The 6,000-nt window shown below is 55.6% G+C and carries 6 protein-coding genes; 4 read left to right on the forward strand and 2 right to left on the reverse strand.

What is annotated here, in order from left to right:
* Positions 1–779: 779 nt before the first annotated feature.
* Positions 780–1,925 carry a peptidoglycan DD-metalloendopeptidase family protein gene (locus tag ACP5OT_RS15960; protein WP_428113432.1) on the forward strand — a complete coding sequence of 382 codons (1,146 nt, stop codon included), beginning with the start codon at positions 780–782 and terminating at the stop codon, positions 1,923–1,925.
* Positions 1,926–1,944: 19 nt separating this feature from the next.
* On the opposite strand, the gene ACP5OT_RS15965 is transcribed toward ACP5OT_RS15960, so the two are convergent.
* Positions 1,945–3,075, reverse strand: a complete 1,131-nt coding sequence (locus tag ACP5OT_RS15965) for a L,D-transpeptidase (RefSeq protein WP_428113430.1) — start codon at positions 3,073–3,075, stop codon at positions 1,945–1,947.
* 113 nt (positions 3,076–3,188) lie between these two features.
* On the opposite strand from ACP5OT_RS15965, the gene prfB reads away from it, so the two are divergent.
* Together prfB and ACP5OT_RS15975 are read left to right on the forward strand one after the other, a co-directional pair.
* Positions 3,189–4,293 (forward strand): peptide chain release factor 2 gene (gene prfB, locus ACP5OT_RS15970; protein WP_424677138.1). Its coding sequence is split into 2 segments (ribosomal slippage): positions 3,189–3,257 and positions 3,259–4,293, totalling 1,104 coding nucleotides; the frame shifts between segments, so codons are not numbered across the junction.
* Positions 4,293–4,805: an HIT family protein gene (locus tag ACP5OT_RS15975; protein WP_424677149.1), complete on the forward strand. Its 513-nt coding sequence runs from the start codon at positions 4,293–4,295 to the stop codon at positions 4,803–4,805. The genes prfB and ACP5OT_RS15975 overlap by 1 nt, the downstream gene beginning before the upstream one ends.
* Here the strand turns inward: ACP5OT_RS15975 and ACP5OT_RS15980 are convergent.
* The gene (locus ACP5OT_RS15980) at positions 4,783–5,154 is read right to left on the reverse strand and encodes a response regulator (protein WP_424677139.1); all 372 of its coding nucleotides are present in this window, start codon (positions 5,152–5,154) and stop codon (positions 4,783–4,785) included. The two genes, ACP5OT_RS15975 and ACP5OT_RS15980, sit on opposite strands and share 23 nt — an antisense overlap.
* Before the next feature lie 135 nt (positions 5,155–5,289).
* Here ACP5OT_RS15980 and ACP5OT_RS15985 point away from each other — a divergent pair, with 135 nt between their 5' ends.
* The gene (locus tag ACP5OT_RS15985) at positions 5,290–5,733 is read left to right on the forward strand and encodes an acyl-CoA thioesterase (protein ID WP_424677140.1); all 444 of its coding nucleotides are present in this window, start codon (positions 5,290–5,292) and stop codon (positions 5,731–5,733) included.
* The last annotated feature ends 267 nt before the right edge of the window (positions 5,734–6,000 follow it).

Below are 6,000 nucleotides of genomic sequence, written 5' to 3' on the forward strand. Positions count from 1 at the left end.
ACCTTACAAGCCGGTCGCGGTAGGAAGGATCAGAATTTTGCTCTTGCGTCAGCCAATAGCATCCATGCGTTCAAGTAAGCGTTTGCGCTTAAAGTTCAAGCTACCACCAATGTTTTCGATGAACTCAACGTTCATAAGACCCGGAGTCATTGCTATCGTCCTGGGTGACGTGCTGCTCACCACCAATATCTTCACGAACTCAACGTTCGCAAGATTCCTGACAACAACGAACTCGGCGAGTGTTCTCCGTTAAATGACTTTTTTTGCCGGACTAGAAGCGCGACAATACTGATGTCGGTGCAGTTACCGACGTGCGCGAGCCGATGAATGCGCGGATCCGCGATTCGTTGCACAGGCGGCGACTACTACCGGTGCTTGCTGTTGGAATCAACCGCCTTTCTCGCTACCACTGCTGCAAGGGTTTGATCGCACTCCCCAACAGCTTCACCGCTTTGCCTATACTCGTCATGTTTTCCATGGGAACAATTATACCCGATCACACACCTTGACAAATGCCAAAGTCAAGCTTTCCTCTGCCCATATTGCACGGTTCGAGTGCTTCATTTGATTGTTTTAGCGGATTATGGTATCTTGCCACCGTGCCGTATCGAAGATGATATAGGCAACATATGTCATATACCTTGCTGTATATGACACAGCACTCCGCGGCAGGACCATGATCGTCCTGTCTCATCGTTGCACTACGGTGTGACGACGTGATTCCGTGTTGAATGACGTTTGCCCTCGTCTGGGCAACGTCCGGAGGAGAAACAATCGATATGTCGCTGCATTCGACGCGCCGGCAATACGCTCTAAGAGCATTAGGCTGGTTGATCGCCGTGATGCTGACGTTCGTCACTCGACCGTGGCCGGTCGCCGCTGCGCCCACCCTCGTTCTTCCCACTCCTCCCGGCGAACCTTGGCGGATTATTCAAGGCTATGCTTGTGGTACCCACAATGGCTGGGATCGCTATTCGCTCGATTTAGCCCAAGTCAATGGGCCAACCTATAACGCTCCAATCCGGGCTGCTGCTGCCGGTACGCTCTGGCACTGGGAAGCGCGGAGCGGAACGATAATCCTTTTCCACGGGGATAACTTCTTTACAATGTATACCCATCTTAGTCGTCCGGTGACGACCGAACGCGGCTACGCTTTTGCGGTAGGCGACGTGCTTGGCTATGCCGGGGATCGCGGTTCGCCCGGTATTCCACATCTCCACTTCACTGCCTATACCGCCGGAGCAAACGGGTGGAGTGGGCGACAATCGGTACCGCTACGGTTTGCTGAAGGCTATGACCTGCCGGAAATCGGTGGTTGTAATCAGCATGGTGGTACAATCTTGACTGCGATGTCGCTCCAAGATCCGCAAGTAACGTTTAGCAGTGTGGCGTTACCGGCAGGATGGTACAACGTTGATCACCAGATCGATTTTAGCGTGACGTGGGGGGGCGGCGGGCTGAGTCAAGCGTGGGATAGCGAGCCGCCTGCCGATGGGCCGATGTTCCCCGGCGCTTACGATGGCTATGCTCGCCTATCTGATATGGGGGAGGGTTGGCATACGCTTTATGTGCGTGCGTGGGGGCCTGATGGTCGCCAGACGTTAGCGCGCTATGGGCCGGTAGGGTATGATGTTTCACCACCGGTATTGCATATCACGCTGAGTAGCTCGACCATTCCGGCCAACCAATCGGCAATCCTGACATGGCCTGCTGCCATCGATCCGCTCTCTGGAGTAACCGGTTATCGCCTATACCTTGGCCCCGATCCTGACGGCGAGAGTGAATGGTTTGAGGTTGAGCCAAGGGTGCTCATACCGCCGTTGGCTCCCGGCACGTATGTTTTACGGGTAAAGCCGATTGACAATGCGGGTAACGTAGGCGCGTGGCAGACGGTGCAAACCGTTGTGGTGACGCAACACCCCTAGCTTCACGCCTGTTGGTCGCTCACTGTCGCACGATCACCGGTGTTCCGACCGGCGCCCAATTGTAGAGCCACGCTGCGGACACGAGGGGAAGATTGATACAGCCGTGGCTCCGGCGTACACCGGTGCCGAACTGATTGTGCCAGTAGGTGCCGTGCAGGGCTACTCCACCGACAATGTACATCGCATGGGGTACTTTTGGCACCAGCCAGCACTCACCGCCGAGACAGCCACGCATCGTCTGTTCGCGCACTTTGGCGTAGATACTAAAGGCGCCAACCGGTGTATTAAAGCCATCGCGTCCGGTTGAAACCGGTGCGTCGAAGATGATGCGACCATTTTCAAGGGCATAGAGCCACTGATCACTTAGATCGACGATGATGAGCTTGTCGCCTGAGTGTGCTACCGGCTGAGCGGGTTGTGCGGTCGGTTGAGCCGGTCGGGGGGTAGGTGCTTTTGGCAGCGGTGGTGGAGTGACGGTGGGTGGTGGTAGTTCCTGTACGTGACCGTTGGCGTCGACCGGTACCGCGTTTTCGGCTGCAACCGGACGCAAATCGATCCCACGTAGACGGGCGAGATCGCGGCCTATATCACCAACCTGCACCGTCTTGGTCGGGGAGGCCGAACGGGGATCGACTTCGAGCCGTGCGCGTTCAAAGTACTGTACCTGCTGTAACGTACCACCGATGTATTCCCAGCACGGTTCGCTGATCGGCAAGCCAAAGACTGCGATCCCACCATGCGCTTCCCAAAAGGCAAGAAACGGTGGCCCTATGGTATAGCCGGTCTCGGTGAAATAGCGCCGTTCGGGTGCTTCACGCACAGCGTGCGACGGGAGCGGAAACGAACGACCTAACGCTGCGGCATACTCGGCACCTACTCGTCCACGGAGGATAGCGTTGTTGTACGCCGGATGCAGCTCAAGCCGACCGCGCTCGAAGTACTGTACGATCAGATCACCGTCACGGAACGGTTGGCTGATCGGCTGACCAAGCGTTAATGCTCCATCGCCCTCACGCCACGCGCTCAAAAAGCCATACGTATCGTCAAGTCGCTGGCCGGTAGCCACAAAGTAGAGGGCATTGCTCTGTGCAGAGAGCGGTGTGCCGATCAGCGCCAGCACTATCCCCAAAACCATCCCGATCAGTCGCATATGTACTCCGTTTCTCTGCGATCTACGGCTGCTTCCCCTGTATTATACGAGTGGCTGAGCTGTGGTACCATAGGAAGAGTGATACTAAATAGAAGCGCTATCAAGGAGAGGCTATGTTAGCTGAATTGCATGAAGAATTGGAAACCATCCGCGAGCGCTTTGCTAACTTGCGAGGGCATCTTTGACTTAGCAGCGAAACAGGCCGAGATTGAACAACTTGAAGTCCGGGCTTCTGATCCTGAGTTGTGGAATACACCGCGCGTCGCCCAAGAGTTGATGCAGCGGCTGACACGGCTGAAAGAAGAGGTGGCGCTCTGGAATGATCTCGACCACCGGATGACCGGTTTGGCCGAGCTGATCGAGTTGGCCGAGCAAGAGGGTGACGACTCGCTGGCAGCCGATCTTGCCGCTGAGTTGCGCGCAGTGCAGCGTGAGGTAGTACAGCGCGAGCTTGAGATCTTGCTCAGCGGTCCTTATGATGACCGTGATGCGTTCTTATCGATCCAAGCCGGCATGGGCGGCACCGATGCCCAAGATTGGGCAGCGATGCTGCTGCGGATGTACACACGCTGGGCAGAACGGCGTGGGTATACGGTGAACTTGATCGACCTGAGTGAAGGTGAAGAGGCCGGGATCAAAAGTGCGACTATCGAAATCCGTGGGCCATACGCCTACGGTTATGCCCGGGCCGAAGCCGGAGTTCACCGACTGATCCGGCTATCACCGTTCAACGCTGCTCATACGCGCCAAACTAGCTTTGCCCGTGTCGAGGTCATGCCCGAAGTGGATGACGCACCAGAGGTTGAGATTAAGCCGGAAGACCTGCGTATTGATGTCTTTCGGAGTGGCGGTCATGGGGGGCAAGGCGTCAATACCACTGACTCGGCAGTACGGATCACCCACTTACCGACGGGCATTGTGGTAACCTGCCAAAATGAGCGTTCGCAGATTCAGAACCGCGAAACGGCGTTGCGGGTTTTGCGGGCGCGTCTCCTCGAACGCGAATTGCAGCGGCAGGCTGAAGAGCGTGCTCGTTTGCGCGGTGAATATCGTGAGGCAGCGTTTGGTAACCAGATGCGTACCTACTATCTGCACCCGTCAACGCTCGTTAAAGATCATCGCACCGATTACGAAACGAGCAATGTGCAGGCCGTCCTCGATGGTGAGATCGATCCGTTTATTGAAGCGTTCTTACGTGCAAATGTACGGGAGTCATGATGGAGATCAAGTATACGCCGTGGCGCATGCGCTATATCAAACAGGGTGATACTGCTGATGATGGGTGTGTCTTTTGTGCGATGGCCGCTGCCGATGGTCGTGATGATGCCGAGCGATTAGTGCTCTATCGAGGGCGGCAGTGTTTTGTGGTGATGAACCTCTACCCCTACAACACCGCGCATCTGATGGTTGTGCCGTATAGGCACGTCGCCGATCTTACTATACTTGATAGTACAACGGCGCACGAACTCTTTTTGCTCACTCAGCAGAGTGTCGCGATCATTCAGACCGAATACGCCCCGCATGGGTTCAACCTTGGGATGAACCTTGGTCGGGTTGCTGGGGCCGGGATCGCCGATCACTTGCATATGCATATCGTGCCGCGTTGGAGTGGTGATACTAATTTTATGCCGGTAATTGGCGATACCAAGTTGATCCCTGAGGCGTTGAACGAGACGTATGACCGGTTACGACCACACTTTGCCGCTCTCAGCTCAGCGTCCGATCAATAATGTCGATGAGATGCTGAACCTCGAACGGTTTTTGAAGGATGACTGCACCTTCGGCTTCAAGGTCGGCAAACCACGGTTTGCGGCTAAGGGCAGTCATCAGGATGATCGGGATACCGTCGTCTTGAAGACGCTCTTTAATACGTTGAAACGTCTCGACTCCATCCATATTGGGCATCATAATATCGCTCAACACCAAACTCGGTGAGCATTGGTTGAGCAGGCGGAGGCCTTCTATACCGTCACGAGCAAGGATGACGTCGTAGCCGGCGTTGCGCAAGGCAATCGCCAAGATGCTTTGGAGGTTGAGGTCATCGTCAATGATAAAAATGGTGCCTTTGCTTGCTGTCATATGCGTTCCTGTATATCCTGCTGTAGTTGGGTACTTGGAAGTCGAGTGAACACGTCGGTGTAGCGTTGAGCGCCATTATACCAGAGAGTGACAAGATACGTGGTAATCTTAGTGTGAAAGTGAGGAGCGATTGTCATGAGTCGTCCGGTGCCGGCAGTACTGGCCGAATATCCGTTTCATTACCCAATCGAGGTGCGGTTTCGTGATCTCGATGCGCTCGGCCATGTGAACAATGCCGTCTACGCAACCTACTGTGAGTCGGCGCGGATCGCCTATTATCAGCAATTAGTTGGTGGTTCGCTCGATCGGTTAGGTATTATTTTGGCCGAGCAGACGATCCGCTACAAAGCGCCGGCCCATTTCGGTGATGAACTGCTGGTCGGTGTGCGGGTGGGTCGGATCGGCAGTAAGAGTTTTACCATGGAGTATGCGATTGCTCGCCTCGGCGATGGCGCGCTGATTGCGACAGCACAGTCGGTGTTGGTAGCTTACGATTATGCCGCCGGACGGAGTGTGCCGGTGAGTAATGAGTTCCGGGCGCGGGTGATCGAGTTACAAGGTGAGTTGCATGAGTCATAGGGGTATCCTGCCGAGGAGGGTGCATGGCGGTGTGCCCCACTACGGGAGGCGCTTTGCACCCTCTGCTTCGTTGCGTGTGTATGCGCGAGCCGTACCGGTGGGGGCTGTTGGGAGCGCCGCACTACCGTGCGGCTTTACTGGGTTTGTGTTATGCAAAGGTGGTCCGCGGGTTGCGGCCGGTTGTTGCAGCCGCACTACCGTGCGGCTTTACTGGGTTTGTGTTATGCAAAGGTGGTCCGCGGGTTGCGGCCGGTTGTTGCAGCCGCA

The organism is Chloroflexus sp. (assembly GCF_049970315.1).
GTDB lineage: Bacteria > Chloroflexota > Chloroflexia > Chloroflexales > Chloroflexaceae > Chloroflexus.

Excerpts from the sequence above, each read along its gene's own strand:
- ACP5OT_RS15960 (WP_428113432.1), top strand. The coding sequence starts at position 780 with ATGTCGCTGCATTCGACGCGCCGGCAATACGCTCTAAGAGCATTAGGC.
- ACP5OT_RS15965 (WP_428113430.1), bottom strand. The coding sequence starts at position 3,075 with ATGCGACTGATCGGGATGGTTTTGGGGATAGTGCTGGCGCTGATCGGC.
- ACP5OT_RS15975 (WP_424677149.1), top strand. The coding sequence starts at position 4,293 with ATGGAGATCAAGTATACGCCGTGGCGCATGCGCTATATCAAACAGGGT.
- ACP5OT_RS15980 (WP_424677139.1), bottom strand. The coding sequence starts at position 5,154 with ATGACAGCAAGCAAAGGCACCATTTTTATCATTGACGATGACCTCAAC.
- ACP5OT_RS15985 (WP_424677140.1), top strand. The coding sequence starts at position 5,290 with ATGAGTCGTCCGGTGCCGGCAGTACTGGCCGAATATCCGTTTCATTAC.